This is a genomic window from Epilithonimonas bovis DSM 19482, assembly GCF_900108115.1.
In the GTDB taxonomy this organism is placed as follows: domain Bacteria; phylum Bacteroidota; class Bacteroidia; order Flavobacteriales; family Weeksellaceae; genus Epilithonimonas; species Epilithonimonas bovis.
Genome location: NZ_FTPU01000016.1, coordinates 34969 through 59193 on the forward strand (window position 1 = coordinate 34969; position 24225 = coordinate 59193).

The 24225-nt window shown below is 39.2% G+C and carries 18 protein-coding genes; 6 read left to right on the plus strand and 12 right to left on the minus strand.

From position 1 onward, the window contains the following. Positions 1 to 42 precede the first annotated feature (42 nt). The 10 genes from B0B05_RS17010 to B0B05_RS08595 form a co-directional block, all read right to left on the minus strand. Positions 43 to 501, minus strand: coding sequence for a DUF6080 domain-containing protein (locus B0B05_RS17010; RefSeq protein WP_143745976.1), 459 nt, complete (start codon positions 499 to 501; stop codon positions 43 to 45). Further along, positions 444 to 1301: a DUF6080 domain-containing protein gene (locus tag B0B05_RS17015; RefSeq protein ID WP_143745977.1), complete on the minus strand. Its 858-nt coding sequence runs from the start codon at positions 1299 to 1301 to the stop codon at positions 444 to 446. The genes B0B05_RS17010 and B0B05_RS17015 overlap by 58 nt, the downstream gene beginning before the upstream one ends. A 137-nt stretch (positions 1302 to 1438) precedes the next feature. Next, positions 1439 to 2563, minus strand: a complete 1125-nt coding sequence (locus B0B05_RS08560) for an EpsG family protein (protein WP_076783244.1) — start codon at positions 2561 to 2563, stop codon at positions 1439 to 1441. A gap of 109 nt (positions 2564 to 2672) precedes the next feature. Continuing rightward, complete coding sequence (locus B0B05_RS08565; protein ID WP_084173911.1) at positions 2673 to 4022, minus strand: hypothetical protein; 1350 nt, start codon at positions 4020 to 4022, stop codon at positions 2673 to 2675. A gap of 119 nt (positions 4023 to 4141) precedes the next feature. Continuing rightward, positions 4142 to 6685, minus strand: a complete 2544-nt coding sequence (topA, locus tag B0B05_RS08570; RefSeq protein ID WP_076783245.1) for a type I DNA topoisomerase — start codon at positions 6683 to 6685, stop codon at positions 4142 to 4144. 112 nt (positions 6686 to 6797) lie between these two features. Further along, positions 6798 to 7883 (minus strand): DUF4407 domain-containing protein, encoded by a 1086-nt coding sequence (locus tag B0B05_RS08575; protein WP_076783246.1) that lies wholly within the window; start codon positions 7881 to 7883, stop codon positions 6798 to 6800. A 157-nt stretch (positions 7884 to 8040) separates the two neighbouring features. Next, on the minus strand, positions 8041 to 11736 hold the full coding sequence (locus B0B05_RS08580) for an ABC transporter permease/M1 family aminopeptidase (protein WP_076783247.1): 3696 nt from the start codon (positions 11734 to 11736) through the stop codon (positions 8041 to 8043). Next, a complete protein-coding gene (locus B0B05_RS08585; RefSeq protein WP_076783248.1) occupies positions 11729 to 12613 on the minus strand; it encodes an ABC transporter ATP-binding protein in 885 nt (294 codons plus the stop codon). Before B0B05_RS08585 ends, B0B05_RS08580 begins: the two co-directional genes overlap by 8 nt. A gap of 166 nt (positions 12614 to 12779) precedes the next feature. Further along, positions 12780 to 13733: a YihY/virulence factor BrkB family protein gene (locus B0B05_RS08590; RefSeq protein ID WP_076783249.1), complete on the minus strand. Its 954-nt coding sequence runs from the start codon at positions 13731 to 13733 to the stop codon at positions 12780 to 12782. Positions 13734 to 13769: 36 nt separating this feature from the next. After that, positions 13770 to 14288, minus strand: a complete 519-nt coding sequence (locus tag B0B05_RS08595; protein WP_076783250.1) for a gamma carbonic anhydrase family protein — start codon at positions 14286 to 14288, stop codon at positions 13770 to 13772. A 280-nt stretch (positions 14289 to 14568) separates the two neighbouring features. Between B0B05_RS08595 and B0B05_RS08600 the strand changes: the two genes are divergently transcribed. The 4 genes from B0B05_RS08600 to B0B05_RS16435 all read left to right on the plus strand — a co-directional run bounded on the left by B0B05_RS08600 (position 14569) and on the right by B0B05_RS16435 (position 17081). Beyond that, complete coding sequence (locus tag B0B05_RS08600) at positions 14569 to 15447, plus strand: NifU family protein (RefSeq protein WP_076783251.1); 879 nt, start codon at positions 14569 to 14571, stop codon at positions 15445 to 15447. Between the two features lie 86 nt (positions 15448 to 15533). Beyond that, positions 15534 to 16565 (plus strand): ferrochelatase, encoded by a 1032-nt coding sequence (gene hemH, locus B0B05_RS08605; RefSeq protein WP_076783252.1) that lies wholly within the window; start codon positions 15534 to 15536, stop codon positions 16563 to 16565. Between the two features lie 139 nt (positions 16566 to 16704). Continuing rightward, positions 16705 to 16935, plus strand: coding sequence for a VOC family protein (locus tag B0B05_RS17200; RefSeq protein WP_084173912.1), 231 nt, complete (start codon positions 16705 to 16707; stop codon positions 16933 to 16935). Beyond that, complete coding sequence (locus B0B05_RS16435; RefSeq protein WP_143745979.1) at positions 16854 to 17081, plus strand: hypothetical protein; 228 nt, start codon at positions 16854 to 16856, stop codon at positions 17079 to 17081. Before B0B05_RS17200 ends, B0B05_RS16435 begins: the two co-directional genes overlap by 82 nt. A gap of 210 nt (positions 17082 to 17291) precedes the next feature. Here B0B05_RS16435 and B0B05_RS08615 read toward each other — a convergent pair whose 3' ends face one another. Next, complete coding sequence (locus B0B05_RS08615; protein ID WP_076783253.1) at positions 17292 to 20024, minus strand: M16 family metallopeptidase; 2733 nt, start codon at positions 20022 to 20024, stop codon at positions 17292 to 17294. A 100-nt stretch (positions 20025 to 20124) separates the two neighbouring features. Here B0B05_RS08615 and ruvC point away from each other — a divergent pair, with 100 nt between their 5' ends. Next, positions 20125 to 20679, plus strand: a complete 555-nt coding sequence (gene ruvC, locus B0B05_RS08620) for a crossover junction endodeoxyribonuclease RuvC (RefSeq protein WP_076783254.1) — start codon at positions 20125 to 20127, stop codon at positions 20677 to 20679. Positions 20680 to 20815: 136 nt separating this feature from the next. On the opposite strand, the gene B0B05_RS08625 is transcribed toward ruvC, so the two are convergent. Further along, positions 20816 to 21706 carry an Abi family protein gene (locus B0B05_RS08625; RefSeq protein ID WP_076783255.1) on the minus strand — a complete coding sequence of 297 codons (891 nt, stop codon included), beginning with the start codon at positions 21704 to 21706 and terminating at the stop codon, positions 20816 to 20818. A 64-nt stretch (positions 21707 to 21770) separates the two neighbouring features. On the opposite strand from B0B05_RS08625, the gene B0B05_RS08630 reads away from it, so the two are divergent. After that, complete coding sequence (locus B0B05_RS08630) at positions 21771 to 23894, plus strand: helix-turn-helix domain-containing protein (RefSeq protein ID WP_076783256.1); 2124 nt, start codon at positions 21771 to 21773, stop codon at positions 23892 to 23894. The last annotated feature ends 331 nt before the right edge of the window (positions 23895 to 24225 follow it).

Sequence of the window (24225 nt, forward strand, 5' to 3'; positions counted from 1 at the left end):
AATTCTAATTTACAGCTTTAACAGTGAGTATCATCTTATGTGTTACGGATATATCTTTTTAGCCATTTCTACAAAATCAAGCATCCTGACAAGGTTATTTCCCAATACAACCAGTGTCAATCCGGCTATGATGAAAAGTAAATAGCTTCTGAAATTGATATTTAACGATTGGTAAAGCCATGCTAAAATAATCGGTATCATAAATATAAAGCGTCCGCCATAGATAAAACTTTCTACCAGGCCTACTTTCATAATGACCAGATAAAATAAATCTACAGCAAACATAAGGATTATGATCTGTAGTAATTTTTCTTTGTAATTCTTAATAACGCCGATCAAACACATAATAAGCAAAGATAGTACAACGATGTATTGATAAACAAACCTATACAACTCCGGCACAATAGCAGGCGTTTTTATGCTCCAATATCCAATTCCGATTTTTAGCGAAGGAATAAGTACATTGCCACCGAAAAAATAAGAAATAAATGAATCCCACAAAGAAATATCTGTACTGGAATATTTACTTGCCCTCTCCAGATTAGCATAAAAAAACTCAACAAATCAAATTTATAGCGCATTAAAATCATTGCCGAGATACAAAAAACAACAATAATGAATTTAACAATCTTTTGCCTGAAACTACTTTTCTCGTAAAGCAGCGGAATAGCCACCTTTGGCGCATTAGTCACCGTTTGCCCGCCAATCAAAGTACCAAAAACGATATAATACCAAATACTGGGTTTTTGATTAACAATCAGTATGAATGAAACAACATAAACACTTAAACTCAATAAAAAAAGGCTGAAAGTGAAAGTCTCCGGTGTAAAAGAGAGAATGATACAGCCTCCAAAAACCGAGTAAAAAACACTGATCAGCAAAGCAGGCCAAATATCGATTTTAACTATATTCTGCACATATTTGAAACAAAAAAACACGGATGCCGCCACAAAAAAACTGCAGAAAAGCAATACAATTAATGAAAAATATTTTTCATTAATGCCATATTTTACAAACAAATCGTGTAGCAGGCTGAAAGGCAAATAGAAAAATTTTGTCAGTGGATGTGTCGGTTTTTCTACAGAACCAAAATATAATGTTGTAGAGTTATCAAAACTCAGGTACATATCATTGGTTTCCTTCGTGTCAATGATAGAGGTAGACAAGGCGATATAGCTCCCCAAAACAAAATATACAAACCAACTACAGAACAGCAGGCAACGCTCAGCCAGATGACTTGGGACCAGCGAGTAAAACACCTGAAAAGCAGAAGCTCTATTGATAGAAAAAATACTTTTCACATTACTAGAATCAACATTATACACAGGTTAGAGCTTTTATTTGAAAAAAAACAATAATGATTGGTGATGCTAATCTATAATTTTCACAGCAACATCCTTAATAAAAATCGCTAAAATAATTAAAACCATACTCCATATCAAAAATCCCACAGAACATTGTGATATGTATCTGGTGTGAAACGGCCCTTGGCGCCCTGAAAATTTGCAAATACAAAATAATAGAAAACCATGAAAGCAACAAAGAAAAGATGCCAAAACCGTTTCTTATTCCCCTCAAGAGAGGCCACAACATTGGCAATCACAATGGGCGAAAAACTGATGTAAACACCTACCAGCCTGGTAGAGAACACAGGATTATCCCGGAATATGAAGTACAGGCACACGCCAACTACAATGATATTGCGCATATATTCGTAATACCATATCTTACTGCTGGCCTGCTTGTTATAAGCTATCAGAACAAAGGAATTAAGAATCATCACCCCATCCATAAAGCTGGAAGCCTTGTCCTCGCTATCAATATATCCATTGTAACCATTAGACACATCCTGTAAATTGAGACTGCCAAGAAACCCACCAAACAGGTCATATACATGGAAGGGGGAAAGAATAATACTGGTAACAATCAAATAAAAAATCTGCGCAGAAGTCAGTGGAACCAATACAAGCCAATAGGCCGGGAGAAAGATAATGGCCGATTTATGAAAACCATAGGCTATATAAATCGTGAGCAGATACCAGATCAGTTTCCTTTCTTTTATAAACTGATAAGACAAAATACACATAGTCATGCCCAACGCCTGCCGCATGTGGCCATTGTCTGCAATAAAAAAGCTTGGAAAAAAAAACAATACAGCGGAAAATGCCGGATAGGCAGAATCTTTCTGGTAAGTCCACAGTTTTATCCCTATGCTGATGCACACGCTGACCAAGGTAAACGTCTGGAATGGTCCTCCAAACATAAAAACAAACTTGTTAAGCATCACGTACATCCACTCAATATCCAAATTTGATTGCCGAAAGAGCATCTTGTCTACCAATTGGGAAAAGTCCAACGAGGGAAAGTAAATGGCATACATAGACTTGTAAACCGGATAATCTGCTCCCACATAATCCCTGAAACCCGTGAGTGCAATCATTATTACAGCAATAATCCAAATGGGCAATGCAGACTTTTTGGGCTGATCTCTGTAAACCTCGTTAAAGCTGAACATAATCATGATCGCAAAAAGAATGGTAAAAGCGGGATGAAGGATCGTCATTGATGTAGCTAAGGAATTATGGTCAAATGTATTAAAAAAGCACGGCTTTTTGTTTCAGAACTATTTGGAAATTATGATTACCATTAATTTTACGTTTAAAAACTTCTTATTACCAATAAAAATTACCAATCATCTGCATACCAAATGTCTGAAAAAGGCAGAGATAAAAAAGAGCCTTAAAATTGTCAGTATTAATATCCTTCAGCAAAATCAAAAAATAAGGCACCATAAAAAGACAAGCCCTCGCGGTTTCGCCAGTCCCGTAAGCACCGGTTAAAAGCATCGCCGACAAAGCTGTGACTGATGAAAAAAACAGGATATTGACATTTCGGTTTCCAAAAACTTCAGTCCCCTCTTTTTTAGAAAAGAAAACGGCCAAAAATCCAAAAGATAAGAAAAGAAAAATCTCACCAACATCTTCCAATCTTGTCATCAGGTAAACAAATGGCTGATGAAAGAGACGGAATCCATCAGGATTTTCGGACTGTGAAGCCAGAAAAAAAGTTTCTAACTGATCGTATCCTGTCGTTGCATACATCACCACAAAACAAACAACAAAAACAACAGCGCTCATCAGACTCAGCCAGACAAAATTCCATTTTCCTTTCAATAGAAAATAAAAGCTAAAACACCCCAAAAATGCGAACAGAAACAATCCGGAAAATGTCAGGAGATTAGTCAGTATCAACCCGGAAGTAATCAATAAAAATGAAATGGAATCAATTTTATTCTGATGAAAAATCCTTGCAAAGCCTAATAGAAAAACCAATGTTGAAGTTAAAACTAATGCATCTATCGAAACCAAAAGATAAATATTAACAGAAGGAACAACCGCAAACAAAAGCAACAGCCACTTCCTCCTCGTTTCATTAAAACCTAAATAATACAGAATCTTATAAAACAGCGGAAAAGATAAACATCCGACAGTAAAAAACACAATCGCAAGCGTCTCGATATTAGAAACTTGCAGGATCCAATAATGTAAAAGTGTTACAAACGGCGGATGCGTTTTTGTATGCAGCTGAAAGTATTCCAGATTTTTAGAAAAGTCGCGCAACCAGATTGTCCCGTCGGTAATCGCAACAGCATCGGTATAATATTGCCGCCCTTTCAGGTAAAACGGCTGCAGGAAAGCAATATCAAAATTTCCCTGACTCAGATTCCCCAACAAAACCAAAAGAACGGCGACCAGAAAAAGAAGAAAAACATTCAGTTTTTCAGCATATTTAAACGCCAAAATCCCCGAGATCAAAAACAGGAAAGCAAACACAAATCCGCTCCAAAGAAACTGGTTGGGATAGATCACGGAAATCGGGAAAAGGATGCCTGTCCCGGTATAACCACCCTGGCTCTGATAGTAAAAATTAGCGCCTGCCAGCAAAATCCAAATGGCTATCGCTACAAAAAAAACCAGCCAGGGAAAGCTTTTAAGATTTGCCCATTGTAATTTTTCTCCCATTAAGATTGTGTTTTGTTATTTAAGAATTGTCAAAAATATTAAAATTAAATGGCAATCGGTCAAATAAAAAACCCTTTCAAAGCGATGAACTTAGAAAGGGTATGTTTTATAATGTGCTGTTACTTTTTCTTGGCTGCAGGTTTTTTAGCCGGAGCTTTCTTTTTAGCGGCAGGTTTTTTCTTTTCGGCAAAAGCTTTTGGATCCTGTGCAGTGATCCATTTTTTAACCTCATCCAGAGAAACATCTTTTAGCTCATCAGATTCGTATTTGCTATCATCTGCTTTTTTAGGGATTTTGAACATGGCTTTCCCAAATTTGACAAATGGCCCCCAACGCCCGTTTTCAATCGATATTTTTTCTTTTTCCCACTGCTGGATGTAGCGGTTGGCTTCTTTCTCAAGTTTGGCATCGATGAGTTCATTAATGTCACTTTGCGAAAGATTGTCAAAGTCATAACGTTTCGGAACGTTAACAAAAATACTTTTGTATTTGATAAATGGCCCAAATCGTCCGCTTCCTTTGGTAACAGGTTCGCCTTTGTAATTGGCAATCGGCGCATCAGCGATTTTCTTTTCATTAATGATCTCCTCTGCTCTGTTTTGATCAACGGATAACGGATCTTCGCCTTTTGGGATACTGATATACGTATCGCCCCATTTTACATAAGGCCCGAATCTTCCTACGCCTACAGAAACCGGATGCCCATCCACTTCTTTGAGCTCAAATGGAAGCTTGAACAATTCCAAAGCTTCTTCCAGCGTGATGGTTGCGATATTCTGGTTCGCCATCAATGAAGCAAAAGTTGGTTTTTCCTCATCATCCTGCTCGCCAATCTGTATCATTGGCCCAAAGCGGCCGATTCTGGCGTGGACATTTTTGCCGGATTTGGGATCTGTCCCCAACAGCCTGTCTCCGGTCGCACGGTCGGCATGTTCCTCTACATCTTCAATCCTTGGATGGAATTTGGAATAGAAATCCGTCATCATCTCCTTCCACTTTTGGTCACCATTGGCAATATGGTCAAAACCTTCCTCCACTCTTGCGGTAAAGCCGTAATCCAGGATTTCCGCAAAGTTATTGGTTAAGAAATCATTCACAACTTCGCCAATATCTGTCGGGACAAATTTATTTTTATCACCACCAAATTTCTCTTCAAGAACTTCTTTTTTAACACCGGTTTTGCCCAATGTCATTTTTACGATCTCTCTCGTTTGTGGTTCTATCTCTCTCTTGTCAACATACTCACGGTTTTGGATGGTCTGGATGGTTGGCGCGTAAGTTGACGGACGTCCGATACCCAGCTCCTCCAGCTTTTTTACCAAACCGGCTTCTGTAAATCTCGCAGAAGGCCTTGTAAATTTTTCTGTTGCAGTGATTTTTTTATAGTCTAACGTTTCACCCACATTGACTTTTGGTAACAATTTCTCGTTGTTTTCGTCATCATCTTCATCCGTTTTTACAATGCCATAAGCTCTTAGAAAACCATCAAAAACAATCACTTCGCCCTGTGCTTCAAAATGTTGTGGCAATTTTGCATTACCAATTTCGATGACTGTTTTTTCGATTTTGGCATTTTCCATTTGTGATGCCAGCGTTCTTCTGTAGATCAACTGATAAAGTTTGTTCAGCTGAACATCGCTGATGGATTTTACAGAAAAATCTGTCGGGCGGATCGCCTCGTGCGCTTCCTGAGCTGACGACGATTTTGTTGTATAGTTTCTTGGCTTAGAATAATTCTCACCATATTCTGAGAGGATTTGGGCTTTGGCACCGGTAATTGCTTCCTGGGAAAGGTTCACAGAGTCGGTTCTCATATACGTGATGAATCCTTCCTCATAAAGCCTTTGTGCGAGGCGCATGGTTGTAGTTACATTATATCCTAATCTGGACGATGCCTCCTGCTGCAAAGTTGACGTTGTAAAAGGTGCCGAAGCGGTTCTTGTCCCAGGTTTGGTTTCTACATTCAGAACTTTGAATTCTGTGGCTTTGGACTGTTCCAAAAATTGTTCAGCATCAGATTCTTTATCAAAATCTTTTTTAAGTTTTGCCGCGATCTCCTGTTTCCCTTGATTGAGAAAAGTTCCTTCTACTTTAAAACTTGGCTTTGGAACAAACTCGCGGATCTCTTTTTCCCGTTCTACAACCAGGCGCACTGCTACGGACTGAACACGGCCGGCGGACAATCCGGTTTTCACTTTTTTCCAAAGAACCGGCGACATCTCAAAACCAACAATCCTGTCCAAAACCCGTCTTGCCTGTTGTGCGTTAACCAAATTCTGATCGATGTCTCTCGGATTATCAATCGCTTTCAGGATGGCGTTTTTGGTAATCTCGTGGAAGACGATCCGTTTTCTGTTTTCAGGTTTCAGTTTCAGCTCGTCTGCCAAATGCCATGCAATCGCCTCTCCCTCGCGGTCCTCATCGGAAGCCAGCCAAACCATTTCGGCTTTTTTGACGGCAGCTTTCAGCTCGGTTACCAATTTCTTTTTGTCTGCAGAAACTTCGTAGTCAGGCGTAAAATTGGAAAGGTCTATTCCCATCCCTTTTTTGGGAAGATCGCGGATGTGCCCAAAGCTGGACTTCACCTCGAAATCTGAACCTAAATACTTCTGAATTGTTTTTGCTTTTGCCGGAGACTCGACAATGACTAAATTTTTTGGCATCCTGAAAATTTTTGCAAAAGTATGGATTTTTGATTAGACAGAGCTAATTGATAATTTGAGACATCTGTTTAACGTCCATCTATCTTCTGCAATAACAATATTTTTTATGGTTTTATATTGATGAATTATGATCTTTTTGTTCTCGTTTTGTTTTCAAATCATCTTCAAAATCCTCAATCCGGTAATCGGTTAGGGCATTAGCTTTTGTAATTTTTTCTCTGGAGTAAAGTCTGAACTCGTTTTCCGTTTTTTCCAGAAGGTAATCGTAAGGGCCAACATGGGAAATCAGCTTGATCAGCACCGGAGAAATCTCCAGACAGATAAACAGGCCCATAATAAAACTGGCTGCTAAAGCCATGATGGGGGAATTTTTCCCCAACTCATCCAATGCCTGCAACCTTGCTGCAAAGCCATTGAATTTATCTTCAAAAGTTTCTGTTGATTTTCGCTCGGTTTCCAGGTTGGTGTAGACTTTTGAGATTTCCCCATCCAGGTATTGCAACCGGGGCTGCATCTGTTTTTGGTAATTTTCCAGATCCAGCCGCTTTTGCTCTTTCAGCTCAGCTTTCCGTTTGGCATTGCTTCCGAAACCAACTTTACCACTCGTTAACCCGGATTGTTTTCCCAGGATCTCCTTCTCCAGTTCTACCGATGCAGAATCGTAAGCCAGCTGATAATTTTTGATCTGATTCTGGATGCCTGTTTTCTCTTTCTCGAATGGCCCTGACTGTTGCATGATTCGCCCATTCATCTCGGTCTGAAGTTGCTTTTTATTTCTCTGGATAATGGTATTCAACTGTTTGTTCACTTCTTTCTCAAAAATCTTTAACTCCAAAGGTTTTGAAATGATAATCCCGAGAAATACTGCTAAAATCAACCTTGGGATAGTCATCAGAATCTGATTCCACCAGGATCCGGTTTTTTTGATCGAGGAAACGATGTACCGATCCAGATTAAAGATCATTAGTCCCCACAAAATCCCAAATCCAATGGCTGTCCAGAGATTATCAAAAACGGTAAACATGGCGTAACCCGCAGACAGTGTGGCAAAAATGGCAGTGAACAGAACAATGCCGCCTATACCGGCAAATTTGTTCCATTCTGTAGGGGATTTTTTGAGTAAATGGATATTGGCACCCGAACAAAGCATCAGAAAATGCTGAAATCCATTCATTTTATAGGTATTGGTATTTTTCATTTTTTGTAGAATTAAAATTCAATATGTTATCCAAAACGTTATTTTGTTACAAATAGTATTAGGCAAAACCAAATAGCTAAATTTGTACCAATTCTGCTCGGCTCACTATTAATTTTTAACCGTTCTTTGATATGTTCGCCGCAACTGTTTCTTCACATCAATCTCCTACAGTAACGGTGACACCTGTTTTCCCGGATTTTGAATCTGCTGCAAGATCCACTTTTTCTGGTTTTGACCTAAAGTCATGGGTATTATTTTTAGAATTTCTGTCAATCAGTTTAGCATAAGGATCTATACCCGCCTGTTGTGGTTCTTCATTCACCCAAAAAGTGAATGTTTTCTCCGGCTTATCCATTTTAATTTTCTGTAAAACCAACTCTTTGCCTTCCGGATATTTGGCTGATTTAGGCCCAAAAACACCCACATCAATATAATCCGCGACAGGAACCCGCTTAGATTTCCCCTGCGCATCAGACCTGTATTTGGCGCTGCCAACAGTCAGTTTTACCTCGTATCTGCTTCCGGTTTTTTTATAAGACAAGTCTTTAACATAGTTCTCATAAAGCGTAATGGTCTCAAACATATCTTTTATCACATACTGTAAGCTGTCAGGCGTCTCCTTCTTCAGCAGATTTACAAATTCTACAGAGTTGGTATACGGTGGTTCCTGATATTTAGTTTGATTAAGATATTTCTTCATCACCGAATTCAGTTTTGCTTCTCCCAGATAATCTTTTAGTGCATACATTACCACGCTGCCTTTGTTATAATGAATATAATTCTGATTCTCCACCAGCATTAGCGGCATTTCGGCTTTGGCTTCGTTGGTTCTGCCACGCAAATATTTATCCATCTCGTAGGCCAAAAACTTCTTCATAGCAGGCCTGCCATACTGGTGCTCCATCACCATCAGTGCAGAATACTGCGAAAAGGTTTCTGCCATCATCACACTTCCCTGCACATTACCGCCAATCACCTGATGCGCCCACCACTGGTGCGCCACCTCATGAGAAGTAACATAAAAAGGCACATCAATTTTTGAAGGATTATTAGGATCCACTTTTGTCAGGAAACCAATTTCTTCGGAGTAAGGTATTGTGTTGGGGAAAGACTGGGCAAACGATGCATATCTTGGAAACTCGATGATCCTAACCTGCCTGTGCTGGTAAGGTCCAAAGTTTTTGGTGAAATAATCCAAAGATTTTTGAATGGATGCAATCATCCTGTCTAGGTTATATTCGTGGCCTTTCTGATAATAGATCTCAATATTTACATTGTTCCATTTTGATTTTTTAACCTGATAATCGGCAGATAAAAACGCATAGAAATTAAGAATGGGCGCATCCATTTTGTAGGTAAAATAGCGCCTTCCTTTTGTGGTCCATTCTTTCTGCAAATAGCCCGGTGCAATAGCTGTCTGATCGCTGTCTGTAGAAATCTGGGTTTGAAACCTGATCCAGTCTGCATCATTGGAAATATAATTGTTCATCCTGGCCTTCTGATCATTCACATTAGCCATTCTTGGTTTAGGTTTTAGCCCATATTTTTTCCGCGCGGTATTTTCAGAAAGTTCGGCTTCTTCGCTGTAACCCAATCCCGGAAGATTACCGGAATTGAAAAATGATCCGTTTGCCACCACATCGGTTTCTACATCAGAATTTTCAAAACCTCTTGGCTGATAAGTGTACTGAAAATCCATGCGGACAGAATCGCCCGGCTGTAATGGCTGGCTAAGTTTTACCAGTTTTAGCCCGACCTTCTCGTCATTCCAAAGCGTTTTCTCTGCTGTTGCCAATTGCATTTTTGTAAACGAATAATTGCCGCTCAGGTTATTCGGATATTTGAGGACAATGCTGTCTATTGGCTTCTGATGTTTATTTTTTATCCAGTAGGTTCCGGCAACGTCCCAACTCAGTTTTTTGGGATATAAATTAATTTTAAGATCAGACGAAACAATTCTTGGCTGCTCCAATTTCTCCAGATATTTATACTTTTTCTCATAATCCACACGCATTTTTTCCATCTCAACCTGCGTATAGAATTTATTGAGAACCTGTGTATTATAATAGATAAATCCGCCGGTCCCGATAGTTGCCAGAAGAAGCACGACCAACAACACTTTGTGTTTTACCTTAAACGAGCTTTTTGAAAGCAGGTATTTTTTAGAAAAACTTTTCTCCTTACCTCGCGGGAAAACCATCAATGCAACAAACAGCAAAAACAGCATCATCAGAATCCAGTAAGACTTCACGGTAAGATAACTCCAGAGTGTCTGCCCAAATCCGTTTAAATCAGAATAAGGCAGTTGTGGCCCTGATGAATTGAATTTGTACAGGATCCCGTCCCACTCCAGATAGTTGTAGATAATCGGCAGGAAAATAATGGGAAACAAAATAAGGAAAAAGCCAAAATACTTATTATTAACAATGAGTTGTATGAAAAGGCTAAAGCCAATCAAAACGATATAATAAGGCAGATGGTAGAGATCAAACTTGAGGTAAACCAAAGGATCAATTTGGTAAAATCCTTTATAGAGCTGGATCCCGACACATAATACATTGGATAACAGCTGCATGATGATAACCATCCAAACCAATCCCAAAAATTTGGAAAATATCAGGTTAAAATTAGAAACAGTGCTTACACCTATCAGTTCATCAATCTTGTTTTCCCGCTCGCGGTAGACGAGGTTGCCGGCAAAAAAAACAATGAGCAACAGCATAAAAAACTGCAATCCTTCCTCGGCCAGCTCGGCCATCAGGAACGTTACGGGAATAGATTCTGCATCGTACATCGATTTCATATAGTTGGAAATCACCACCAACATCACCGAAAATATAAAGGCAATAATCCCGAAAAAAGGCGTATACACAATCCTTTTCAGCTCAAAGAAGGACAGGTAGAAAAGTTCCTGCAATTTTGCTTTATAAGAAAAATCCTTTCTTACCGCTAGCACCTCTTCCAGCGTTTTATCCGACTGATATAATGGCTCATCTCCATAGCCTTTCTTCTTTTTGAATAATGAAAACGGCTGTAAAAACTGATTGAATTCAAATTTATAATACGTAATCCCTACCATTAGCATTGCAATACTTATCCATAGCAGACGATTGTACAAAAGGATTCCGGAAAGCGGAACCAGCTTATCGTTCTGCTCAAAAGGTGTCCAGTACTGCGTCAGCTGCCGCAGCGCATAATTCCCAAATGGATCGATGAGCGAAGCCAGATCCTTATTTTCTATATCAGACAGGATGCTGTCACTCAAAACAGACAACAGAAGCAAAATGATACAGAACAGGTATGAGGCCAGCGTACTTCTGGTAAAAGTGGTTAACGCAAAGAAAATTGAGCCAAGGATAAACGTATTGGCAACGGTAAAAATGAGGAACGGCCAAAGATAATTCACCAGGCTGATGCTACCCAAAAGAGGTGTGCCAAGTCCGTACAAAGTCCCCAAAAAATAACCCAGGAGAAGGCCTGAGAAAATATAAATGGAAATCAGGAAATTACCGAAAAACCGCCCGAAAAAGTATCCGGTCTTGGTAATAGGCGTGGTATAAAGCAGCCCATGAAAATTATAGGCATAATCTTTCTGAATTGCAGTTGACATAATAGAAATCAACATCACACCATTGAGAAGCACCATAATATTCCCACTCATCCCAACAATAATCCTGGCAATGGCCAGTGAAGAATTTTTGGTAAGGACAGAGTCTGTGGTAGATGTATCAAAAGCGCCTGTAGTAGCAAGCCCTATCAAAACACCCAAAGCCAGAAAAACAAAAAAGTAAATTTGTGTACTCCATTTTTTGAAGCCACTTTTGAGTTCGAAAGAGAATAATTCCTTAAACATGCGCAGGTGATTTTTCGGTGATGCTTGAGAAATAAACGTCTTCCAGATTAGACTCTACCGGGATGTAGCCCGTATCCGGCTGGTTTTCAGAAAAAACACGAACTTCCACTTTGCCATCAGTAACATGGGTGGAGATAACATGAAAATGCGCTTTTGCAGACTCCACATCAGGCTTATCCAATTGCTTTTTCCATATTTTGCCCTGGAAATCTTCGATAACACCATTGGGTGTTCCGTCGAGAATAATTTGCCCGCTGTTGAGAATTACGAGGCGGTTGCAAAGATTTTTAACATCGTCTACAATATGCGTAGATAATATAACAATGGTATTTTCACCAATCTCACTCAGCAGGTTGTGGAAACGGTTTCTTTCCATCGGGTCCAGGCCGGCCGTTGGCTCATCCACAATAATCAGCTTGGGATTTCCCAAAAGAGCCTGGGCAATACCAAAACGTTGCCTCATCCCACCGGAATATTCGCTCACATTTCTTTTTCTGGCTTCGTAGAGATTGGTTTGATGCAGTAATCCGTCAACAATCTCTTTGCGGTCTTTTCTATTGCTGATCCCTTTGAGAATGGCAAAATGGTTCAGCAATTCTACGGCATTAACTTTTGGATAGAAACCAAAATCCTGAGGAAGATAACCGAGGATTTTCCTAAGTTCTTCCTTCTGTGTCAATGCATTGAGATCTCCCAGGAATATTTCTCCTGCATCAGGCGCCTGCAAACCGGCAATAGTTCTCATTAATGATGATTTTCCTGCGCCGTTTGGTCCCAGCAGCCCAAACATGCCTTTCCCTATTGTTAAGTTTATATGGTCTAATGCTTTTAAGCCATTAGCATAGGTTTTGGTGATGTTTCTAATTTCAAGTTCCATAGTTATTTTTTTTAAAGACTTAATAAATTAGATGACAACAGTAGCTGTTTGTTACAGAAAAACCTTGTTTATCTTAAGAAAACATAATTTTCCACAAAAAAAACACCGCCTTAGCAGACAGTGTTTATATGATTTAATTCAAAATTTTTAAGCTAAGTTCTGAAAACTAAACTTTTTTGACTTCAGCAGATTCTGGCTTGCCAGCAATCGGGCTACTTTCAGACTCTTCCAAAAGGTGGTTTTTACTCCATTTGGCATGTTTGGATGGTATAATTTTATGTCCCATTTTATAAGCATAAGCCTTGGTAAATTCAGCTCCAAAGAACACCAACTGGCAAGAATAGTTGATCCACATCATCAATAAAATAACGGTTCCCGCCGCGCCAAAAACCGAAGTTGGCTTAGAAAAATCGAAATAAAAACTCATCAGCATCTTCCCGATATTGAAAAGCAAAGCCGTAACAATTGCGCCAATCCAAACCGATTTCCACTGGATCTCAACATCCGGTAAAACCTTGAACATAAAGGCAAACAGGACAATGATCACAACAAAGCCCAACAAAAAGTTACTGAGTTGCACCAAAACATAAGTTTCTAGTCCAAAATAAGTGGTGATCCAGTTATTAGCCAAGCCTATAAATGATGAGAGCAGCATACTTGCCAATAACAGAAACGCAATAATGAGAATCATCCCCAGCGAATTGGCTCTGTCCAAAATAAATTTTCGCCAGGCTTTTTTAGGCGCCGCCTCCACATCCCAAAGCGAATTAAGCGACGTCTGCATCTGGAAAAACAAGCTGGTTGCACCAAAAACCAAAGTCCCAACACCCAAAGCTTTCATCCAGAAGTTTTGCTTATCGATCACAGTACTTGCAATCATATCCTGAATACTTTTGGCCACATCGTAACCCATGATACCTTGTATCTGACGTCGGATTTCTCCGTTGACAGCCTCTTCGCCAAAAAAGTGCCCTGCTGTCCAGATAATAATAATCAAAAGCCCGGGCAGAGAAAAGATAGCATTGTAAGCCATGCTCGCGCTATCTTTTGCGGCAGATGATGCCATCCACTCTTTAAAAGTTTCTTTGAAAATTCCCCAAAAAGCATTGAGCTTATTCATTCGTTTTTTATTGGGAAATTCAATCTTTGTACCAATTTACTCAGTCTTGTACCAGCCGGAGTATTTTACGTAATTGTCTGCAATACGATTGATCTCGCCTTCTATAAGGTTTTGGGAAACATCTTTTACCTTACGCGCTGGTACGCCGGCCCAGATCTCGCCTTCTCGGATGTGTGTATTGGCAGTTACCACAGCGCCCGCCGCCACAATAGAATTACTTTCTACCAGGCAGTCATCCATCACAATCGCACCCATCCCAATCAGCACATTGTCTTTTATCGTACAGCCGTGGACTATCGCATTATGCCCAATAGAAACATTATTGCCTATCGTAGTCGGGCTTTTCTGATAAGTGCAGTGGATCATCGCATTGTCCTGAACATTGACTTTGTCACCCATTTTGATAAAGTGCACATCGCCTCTCAAAACCGCATTATACCAGATGCTGCAGTCTTTCCCCATCGTTACATCGCCTATAATTACTGCGGTTTCTGCCACAAAGGTATTTTCGCCCAGTTGAGGCGTTTTTCCTAGAAGTTCTCTTATAATTGCCATTTTTAATAATAATTGTTAATGATTAATATTTTGGGCGCCATTTCCGGCTGTCACTACTCGCTATCCGCCCGAGGCGGATGAGCTCAAACAGGCCGTTCCATCCGGGGCGCGGCGTGGTTATCCGTTCAGCATTTTGTTTGTTGTAGAACTCAAATCAAACCCATAGAAAAAATCGAAAATCCGCAAAGATGCTCATAATCAAAACTTAACATAACATTGGGATCTACCCGCTTTTTTCTTCCACCAATTTACGATAATTTTGTAGTTCAATATACTTAAAATGAGAGAAATCATTATAGAACCTACTCAGAACCCAAAGGTGATGAAGTTCATTGCAGATTACAATCTAATCCCCGGTTCGCTGGAGCTCGACAGAGATTCTGATATTTCAGAAATCCCACTGGCTCAGGAATTATTCAATTATCCCTTTGTGGAAAGGATATTTATCACTGCCAATTTTGTAGCTGTGGCAAAGCAGGATTCTGTAGAATGGGAACACGTTGCCGAAAGCCTGAAGAATATTATCGAGGACGAATTGCTGGCCAATCCAAGAATCTACCTTCAGAAAAGAAAAGAGATGTACCAGATCTATTCTGAGATGACGCCTAACCCTGCGGTGATGAAGTTTATCTCCAGCAAGATGCTGATGGATGGCTTTATAGAAGTGAAATCCAGGGAGGAAGCTGATGACGTACCTTTGGCAAAAGAACTTTTTGAAGCCTTTGATTATGTAAAAGAAGTATACGTGAGCGATAATTTTGTAGCTGTAACCAGAGATGACCAGTTCCAATGGCACGAGGTTATGAATCCTGTTCGCTCTTTTATCGCAGAATTTTTGCAGGCCGGCAAAACAATCTCTAACGAAGAACCACACCAGCACGAGAATCCGGTTCTCAAAATCATCAACAGAGAATATACCAATGACGAGCAGAAAATCAGCGATATCCTGAATGAATACGTCGCGCCGGCTGTGGAAAATGATGGCGGCAAAATCTCCCTGATAGAATACGATCAGGAAAACAAAACGGCAAAAATGCTTTTGCAAGGTGCATGCAGTGGCTGTCCTTCTTCTACAGCCACACTTAAAAACGGAATCCAGAGTATCCTGAAACAATTTGTCCCGGAACTGGTGGAGAATGTGGAAGCTGTAAACGGATAATCAACCATTTAGTTTGTCACTCCGGAGGAACCTAGACATTTAGAACCTTCCGGAGTGACAAATATTGTGTTTAAAAACAAACTATTTTGAGTCAATCAAACAACAAAAAAGGAATCCTTCTGGTTAACCTCGGCTCTCCTAATTCGACAAGCGTTGAAGATGTCAAAAACTATCTGGACGAGTTCCTGATGGATGAGAAAGTGATCGATTATCGCTGGATTTTCCGGGCGTTATTAGTACAGGGGATTATCCTGAAAACCAGGCCAAAAAAATCGGCGGAAGCTTACAAAACAGTTTGGACAGACGAAGGTTCTCCACTGATTGTAATTTCTAAACATTTGCAGAACAAACTTCAGGAGATTGTGGATGTTCCCGTTGGTTTGGGAATGCGCTATGGCGAACCATCAATCCAAACCGGCATTCAGGAATTGGTGGATAAAGGGGTCACAGAGATCACGCTGTTCCCGCTTTATCCGCAATATGCGATGAGTACCACAGAAACAGTCATTGACAAAGCAGAAGAAGTCCGAAAAAAATTCTTCCCCGACATCAAAATTAATTATGTAGAACCTTTCTACAACAGGGATATCTACATCAAAGCTTTGGCAGAAAGTATCAAAGAAAAGCTACCCGCCGATTTCGATCTGTTGCAGTTTTCCTATCACGGTGTTCCGGAACGCCATATTTATAAAACCGACCCTACTAAAACCTGCAGCATAGACAATTGTTGCCTGAAAGATGATTTGCCGTCCCACAAATACTGCTACAGGCATCAGTGTTTTAAAGTAACCGAACTGGTGCGGGAGCAATTGGGCCTACCCAAGGAGAAAGTGATGGTAACCTTCCAGTCCCGATTGGGAAAAGATAAATGGATTGAGCCTTACACCGATGCGACTCTGGAAGGCCTTGGTAAAAAAGGCATCAAAAAACTGGCGATTGTTTGTCCTGCTTTTGTATCAGACTGCCTGGAAACTCTGGAGGAGATCTCTGTGGAAGGGAAAGAGATTTTTCTGCATGGCGGCGGCGAAAGATTTGATTATATCCCTTGTTTGAATGAAGATGCGAATTGGGTGAATGTTGTGAAAGTTTTATCTGAAGAAAAGTTGGCCGAGTTTTAAATTAACTAAAAATAATAAACGCAAAGGCACAAATTTTTAGTCTTCAATTATGTTTTAAGGCACTATGAAATCTTATCTTAGATAAAAATTGTTGCAACTTTCCAAGGCATTAACTTTGTGATTAACCTAAAATGCAAGAATGATTTTCCGATACGCAAGACATACCAAAAATCTGGAAAAGCTGATTGATTTTTATACTAAAGTTCTGGATTTTAAAGTTCTTGGAAATTTCAAAGAACATAATGGTTATGATGTGTTTTTCTCGGGAAGGAAAATGAGAATTGGCATTTGGAATTCACTCATGACAACAATATTCCTGAATCTAAATTTGATGACGATGACATTTTGGTTTTCTATCCAGAATCGTTGAAAGAGTTTCAGAAGATTGTTGCTAATCTTGAAATTTATAACGTTCCTATCCTAGAACCTAAAAACCCGTATTGGAAACTGAACGGAATCTGTTTTGAGGATTGTGACCATTATAAAATTATTGTTTCTGACCTTAGGATTTCATAAAAAAAAGATTAACGGGATATTTATGGTAAAAGCTGTTTGACAATTGTAACCCTAGCCCTGATGGCAGCGGCATCCTTTTGCAAATTATGCGATGGAAAAAGCTTTGGGTTTTTGCAAAAGATACAGCGGACAGCAGGTTCCCGGCTCCTAAAAAAAAACAAAAAACCGCCTCAAAATATTTGAGGCGGTTTTTTAGTATTTTGAAATGACTTATTTCTTGTTGAAGTCTCCTGCAAAGACAGAAGTCATCTTATCTTCGCTGATGTATTTTCTTAACACATCGTTGACCTGGCTGACTTTCAGCGCCGATACTTTTGCTTCCAGCGTATCGTAATCTTCTAATGGAACGCCGTACTGCAACTGAGTATTAACAAGGTTCATCAAGGTATTATCATTACCCAAACCGGTTTTTCTGCCATTGAGCCATGATGTCAAATTAGACTTGAATTCTTCCTCTGTAAAGCCTTCTTTCACAGCTTTGTTGACTTCTTCTTTAAGCGCTTTGTTTACCGCATCTTTTTTGGTTGGGTTAAAGAATGCATACCAACTCCAGGACGCTACATTGTTGTCTACAGGAATGCTTACGAAAGAGCCTGCACCATAACTAATTCCTTCTTTCTCACGAAGTCTGGTTGGTATCCTTGCGGTAAGGAATCCGCCGCTTCCCAGCATTTCGTTGGCGATAATTAGCGCCGGATAGTCCGGAGAGTTTCTGTCCATGGAGAATGCAATCTTGCCAACAGCCGCACCATTTTCCTTATCTGGCGTCAGGTAATCTTTGTCCAGTTTTTTGGTTGCAAATAATTCCGGTTTAATGTATTCGTACTTGGATTTGGAGTTCCATTTTCCGAATGTGTCTTCCAAAAGAGACCCAGCCGTTTTGGTATCTAGATCGCCAACCACAGTTCCCACACCATTATTGGACCCTAAAATTTTATTATAAAAATCTACCAACTGCTCTCTCTTGACTTTTTTGTTGTTGTCTATCTGCTCCTGTGTAGAGGCAGTATAATAGATGCTCTCTTTAGGATAATTTTTGGTAATCTTTTCGATCTCATTAAAGGCAATAGACTGAGGATCGTTGAGAGAACCTTCCAGATATGTGTTATACTCATTGATGGTTTTTACCAATTCAGCCTCAGGGAAGGTGGACTCTGTCAGGATTTCTTTGATTAACCCCATTACTTTTGGTAAGTTTTCTTTGTAAGTGCTTACGTTAACATATAAAGTCTGGCCTCCAAAACCGAAGTTAACATTGGATTTCCATTGATCGAGCATATCCTGAATCTGCTCCTTGGTGTGAGACTTGGTTCCTGTCTTAAGAACCTGAGCCATAAGTGATCCGACATCGGATTTGCCACTGAGATCTTTGGCATTACTCACCGGAAAACGGAAACTGGCCAGGACTTTCCCACCCTTGATTTCTTTTTTGATAACGCCATACTTCATGCCATTGCTTAGTGTACCCTCGGTAAGGTTTGCCTTCAGGTTTTTGATGCTGGCTTCAAATGGAGCGGCTTCTTTTTCCAGGGCTTTGCCTTTGTAATCCTTTGTTAATGCGGCAAGCTGGTCATTGCTGTACTCTACATTTTTTACCCGGACTTCATCTTTCGTAGGAATGAAAATACCAATGGTTCTATTGTTGGTTCTGAAGTATTTCTCAGCTGCTTTTTGAACGTCCGCTAGCGTGAGTTTTTCTACATTATCACGGTACAGAAATCCCAGTTTGTAACCGCCGGCACCAACAATCTCGGTTAAACCAATCGCATAATTGATTGTATTATTTTTAATATTCTCAATCTGTTTTAACAGTTTTGCCTTAGCTCTTGCCAAATCCTGTTCTGTATATTTGGTAGTCCCAATTTTGTCCAACTCTGCACGGAAGTCATTTTCTGTTGCTTTTACATCTTTATCGGCCGGTATCTCCAAACCAAAGTACATAAAACCAGCATCTCTCAGCTGTTGCTGATAAGCATAAACTGAAGCTGCTTTGTGAGAATCAATCATAGATTTGTAAAGATATCCTGACGGATCGGCCGTCAAAATCTCTGACAATGCATCCAGTGCCGCATAGTCTTTATCTGCAAAAGGTACTGTGTGGTAAAGAGCGCCCACAACTTTGCTGTCGCCTGCACGTTTGAGCTCTACAAAACGTTCTCCGTCCTGTGCCGGCTCTACAGTATAACTCTCATCCAACACCCGTGATGGCCTCGGAAGTACAGAAAAATACTGGGAAATATAATTAAGAGCCTGTTTTTCATCAAATTTACCAGCAATAATCAGTGTCGCATTGTCTGGCTGGTAATACTTTTCATAGAACTTTCTAAGTGTAGGTGCTTTTACACGTTCTATATCTTCTTTGCTGCCTATTGTACTGTTACCGTAGTTATGCCACAGGTAAGCTGTGGAAGCAATACGCTCCATCAACACACTACCTGGATTATTTTCTCCGATTTCAAATTCGTTTCGTACAACAGAGAATTCCTTATCCAGATCCGATTGCAGGATGGTTGCATTCAGCATTCTGTCAGCTTCCATTTGCAAAGACCATTTTAGGTTTTCGTCGCTGGATGGGAACACTTCATAATAATTGGTTCTGTCATACCAGGTTGTACCATTAGCCCGACCACCTTTGTCTGAAAGCTGTTTCTTGATATCACCCAAATTTTTGGTACTTTTGAAAAGCATGTGCTCTAATAGGTGAGCCATACCTTTTTCGCCATAACCCTCGTTCTTTGATCCAACGTTGTAAACAATGTTCACCACCATATTACTTTGGGAACCGTCAGGGATCAGGAGAACCTTCATGCCATTGCTAAGGGAGTACTCTTTGATCCCTTCCACATTACTGATAAATTTTGGAGTTTCAGCCTTTTGTGAAAATACAGGCGTTGCATATCCTGCATAAAACACCACCGCTGCAGTGAGTAGAAAATTTTTCATGTGTTATCTATTAATTTTAAGATTTTAAAATTAGAAATTTTTGATTAAAATAAAATTAAGCCTGACAACTTTATGAAAATCTTAACGTATTTTTGCCATTATGTTAGTTGAAAAGATAATTTTGGGCATCGATCCGGGTACAAGTGTTATGGGATTTGGAATTATTTCTGTCAAAGGAAATAAGATGGAGTTGGTAGCCATCCACGAGTTAATCCTGAAAAAATATGACAACCACGAGACAAAACTTAAAATTATTTTTGATAAAACCCTCGCACTGATTGATGAGTACCACCCCGACATGACCGCACTGGAAGCACCCTTTTTTGGGAAAAATGTACAAAGTATGCTCAAATTGGGGCGCGCGCAGGGCGTGGCGATGGCGGCAAGCCTTCACAGAGATGTACCCATTACCGAATATTCTCCAAAAAAAGTAAAAATGGCAATCACCGGAAACGGAAATGCCAGCAAAGAACAAGTGGCTGGAATGCTCCAGAATCTTCTTAAGTTAAAAGAATTTCCTACAAAATATCTTGACGCATCTGATGGATTGGCTGTGGCTGTTTGTCATCATTTTAACTCCGGGAATTTATCGCAAGAAAAATCATACTCCGGATGGGACAGCTTCCTGAAAAAAAATCCGGATAGAATTAAGTAATTAAAACAAAAAACCTCAGAGTAAATCCGAGGCTAAAATTTCTTTTTTTATAGTGCAGCACTAAAGCATAAAATGAATAGTGGGACACTTTTGTTTTGCAAAGTTAAAAAAAATTATATAAATAAGAAAAAATAATTTATTTAGAGCCAACAAATCTAATTTTATTATCTATAATATCTTTTATAACTGCATTTTTATCAGCATACTTAAGAAATAATTGCTCTAATGATTTCATCATTTCTTGAGAACGATTTTCTGATATTTGATACAAAATAAAATTTATAATTTTCATACAGGAATCTAAGCAATGCCTGTCGTTATTATTAAATTCATAGAATGGCAATTTAGGAATACCATAAGTATTTCGTAAGTCAAACATTACGCCACTGTGAGCACAATAATTTCTCACGAAAACAATTGTTTCCATTAGTTTAATAAATTTTGAAGTATCCTTTACATTATAAATTTCTGAGATTCTTTCCTTAATATCAGAATCTAAAAATGATTTATAAATTTTCAGATTAGTTCCAAATGTAAAATACTCTAATGTTTTCCAAGCTGGCGCATATTTATCATTAATATTTTTCTTATGATGTTTAGCTATAACTTTTGTTTTTTTGAAATCATCATTATAATATTTATCAAAATCATCGATGAAATTTTTTGTAATAACTTTTGGGTCAACAAACCAAGTTGGACTATTTTTATACTTGTTAGAAGCATAATAGATTAATTTTGTCCGATAATTAACTTCAATTCTATTGATGAACTTTATTAATAAATGTCTTAAATCAACATCTAAATAATACAAATCTAGTATTGTAGAAAATTTTGTCTCCGGTTGAAATCTATGGATTCTGTCATCGGACTCATTATCGATTTCAAAAGGATGCCAATAAAACCCTAACCTATAATATCCGATATCTAAAAGGACTTCTTTAATTTTATCTAAAGGCATATCTAAAACCATCCCTCGTTCCTCTAATTTTTCGATTTGTTGAGTTATAGATGTTGCTATTCTTCCCATTTGCTTTTTTATTTTTACAAAAATATGATAAATTATTTTCTGTTATTTCCGTATTTTTGACCTGATGAACGACTCTCTTTTTGATATTGTAGAACATACCAACAGAAATATTTTTCTTACCGGAAAAGCCGGTACAGGAAAGACTACATTTCTAAATGATTTTGTCAAAAAAACAAAGAAAAAACACATTGTGGTTGCACCAACAGGTATTGCGGCCATCAATGCCGGCGGTGTCACCATCCACTCGATGTTTGGCCTGCCTCTCAGGACTTTTCTCCCTACCACAGAACGGATTGATCAGAATCTTGCCAACAATATTGCGGATCTGATGCCCCATTTTAAATATAGGAAAGATAAGCTAAAACTACTGCGGGAGATCGAGATCATCATTATTGATGAAGCATCCATGCTTCGTGCTGATGTTTTGGATATGATGGATTTTGCATTGCGCCACGTCCGCAGAAACCAGCAGCGCTTTGGTGGTGTGCAGATGTTGTTTATAGGTGATCTTTACCAGTTGCCACCGGTCGTGAGGGACGAGTATATCCTATCGATGTGTTATTCATCCCCTTTTTTCTTTCATGCCAAAGCTCTGGAAGACAGCAACTTCATAACTCTGGAACTTACCAAAGTTTACCGCCAGACTGACGAAAGTTTCCTCGAGATCCTTAATGCTATACGGGACGGTGTTGTAGAAGATGTTGATTTTGAAACCCTTAACGCACGATACCAGCCTAATTTTGACCCTAAGGATGAGGCCTACGTTTACCTGTGTTCACATAACAAAATGGCGGACGACATCAATCAGAAAAAAATAAAGGAATTAGGTGGGAAACCTCATTTTTACAATGCTGAAGTAGTGGGCGATTTCCGCGAGACACAATACCCTAATGATGAGGTCCTTGAGCTGAAAGTTGGTGCGCAGATTATGTTTATCCGCAATGATACATCGGCTGACAAAAAATATTACAACGGAAAACTGGGCCAAATTTCTTATCTGGATGAAGATGAGATTTCCGTACTTCTGGATGGCAGCGAGGAAGAGATTAAACTAAAGGCCGAAACATGGGAACAGAAAAAATATTCCCTGGATGCAGAAAAAAACATTCAGGAAGAGGTTTTGGGCAGCTTCAAACAGTTCCCTATCCGGCTGGCATGGGCTGTAACCATCCATAAGAGCCAAGGGTTGACGTTTGACCGTCTCATTATCGATGCAGGTAAAAGTTTTGCTTCCGGCCAGGTTTACGTGGCACTTTCACGATGCAGAACCTTGGAAGGGATTATCCTAAAATCCAAGATTACGCCTGATGTGATTTTTAGCGATAAAAGAGTAGCCAAATTTCAGGATGAAACACATGCTAATGCGAAAATTGAGGAAATCATCAATTCGGAAAAATACGATTACAGCATCCAAAAAGTAATCAGAAGAATCGACTGCAACTGGTATGCCTCGGCACTGGAAAATTGGATGGTTATGGGCCGAAGCAGTAAATTTATTGATAAGAATAAATCGCATCAGCTCTATATCAGCTTAAAATCTGAGATTGATAACCTGGTCACAATTTTCCTGAAATTTGAGCGAATCTTGCTTCAAAAAACGCACAAATTCCTTCTGGGTGAGGAAGAATGGCCGGAGATCGAAAACAAGGCAAAAGGTGCTGTCAATTTCTTTTTCACCAATGTTAATGAGAAAGTTTTCTCGCCGCTCAAAGATTTTTATTCTGAGACAAAAGGTGTAAAAGGCTTAAAAGCTTTTAATGAAGATTTTCGGGTTTGGCTGGATGATATTGAAGATTACCTGAAGGATCTGAAGGATGTCCATCTTCTGGATACGCCGCTATATGATAAAGAAAAAGATGTGGAGGTTTCTCTGAAAATCAAAAAGGTCCCGACCCATGTTTTGACTTATCAGCTTTTCCAGGAAGGAAAGACGGTTTCTGAGATCGCGAAAGAAAGAGGCCTTGTGGCATCTACCATCTTTGGGCATCTGGCAAAATTTGCAGAACAAAATGTATTGGACAAAAATGATCTGCTGAGAATCTATCCGAAAGAGAAAATCAAAATCTTTGAGATCACCTTTAAGGAAAATCCGCAGGACAATGTCAATGACTGGAAGGCTGTTTTGCCCCCGGAATTTGATTATTCAGAAATCCGCCTGATCTGGACTTATTATTTGAATTTGAAATAGTTTAAAAACAAAGTCACATTTTTTTTCAATATTGAAAAATTTTTAAAGTTCGCAAAGTCATTTGATCACCTATTTGACATATAAGTTTGTCATTCCGTAGGAATCTAGACTGTTAAGATTCCTATGGAATGACAAAAAAGATATAAAGGTCATAACTTAAATACCTACTGGAAAATATGATATTCTCGCTAATCAGGCAGATTTTACAGATTCGGATTTTCAGCATCTGCATAATTGGAAAAATCTGCGAGCGTTAGAAATAATGAGAAATCCTTTTAATAAAGAATATTGATGATATGTAAATATCTTATGACCTCTAAAATTATATTTA

Excerpts from the sequence above, each read along its gene's own strand:
- B0B05_RS08590 (WP_076783249.1), bottom strand. The coding sequence starts at position 13,733 with ATGAATAAGCTCAATGCTTTTTGGGGAATTTTCAAAGAAACTTTTAAA.
- B0B05_RS08630 (WP_076783256.1), top strand. The coding sequence starts at position 21,771 with ATGAACGACTCTCTTTTTGATATTGTAGAACATACCAACAGAAATATT.
- B0B05_RS08600 (WP_076783251.1), top strand. The coding sequence starts at position 14,569 with ATGAGAGAAATCATTATAGAACCTACTCAGAACCCAAAGGTGATGAAG.
- B0B05_RS08560 (WP_076783244.1), bottom strand. The coding sequence starts at position 2,563 with ATGACGATCCTTCATCCCGCTTTTACCATTCTTTTTGCGATCATGATT.
- topA (WP_076783245.1), bottom strand. The coding sequence starts at position 6,685 with ATGCCAAAAAATTTAGTCATTGTCGAGTCTCCGGCAAAAGCAAAAACA.
- B0B05_RS08565 (WP_084173911.1), bottom strand. The coding sequence starts at position 4,022 with ATGGGAGAAAAATTACAATGGGCAAATCTTAAAAGCTTTCCCTGGCTG.
- B0B05_RS17200 (WP_084173912.1), top strand. The coding sequence starts at position 16,705 with ATGATTTTCCGATACGCAAGACATACCAAAAATCTGGAAAAGCTGATT.
- B0B05_RS08615 (WP_076783253.1), bottom strand. The coding sequence starts at position 20,024 with ATGAAAAATTTTCTACTCACTGCAGCGGTGGTGTTTTATGCAGGATAT.
- B0B05_RS08580 (WP_076783247.1), bottom strand. The coding sequence starts at position 11,736 with ATGTTTAAGGAATTATTCTCTTTCGAACTCAAAAGTGGCTTCAAAAAA.
- ruvC (WP_076783254.1), top strand. The coding sequence starts at position 20,125 with ATGTTAGTTGAAAAGATAATTTTGGGCATCGATCCGGGTACAAGTGTT.
- B0B05_RS08585 (WP_076783248.1), bottom strand. The coding sequence starts at position 12,613 with ATGGAACTTGAAATTAGAAACATCACCAAAACCTATGCTAATGGCTTA.
- B0B05_RS08595 (WP_076783250.1), bottom strand. The coding sequence starts at position 14,288 with ATGGCAATTATAAGAGAACTTCTAGGAAAAACGCCTCAACTGGGCGAA.
- B0B05_RS08575 (WP_076783246.1), bottom strand. The coding sequence starts at position 7,883 with ATGAAAAATACCAATACCTATAAAATGAATGGATTTCAGCATTTTCTG.
- B0B05_RS08625 (WP_076783255.1), bottom strand. The coding sequence starts at position 21,706 with ATGGGAAGAATAGCAACATCTATAACTCAACAAATCGAAAAATTAGAG.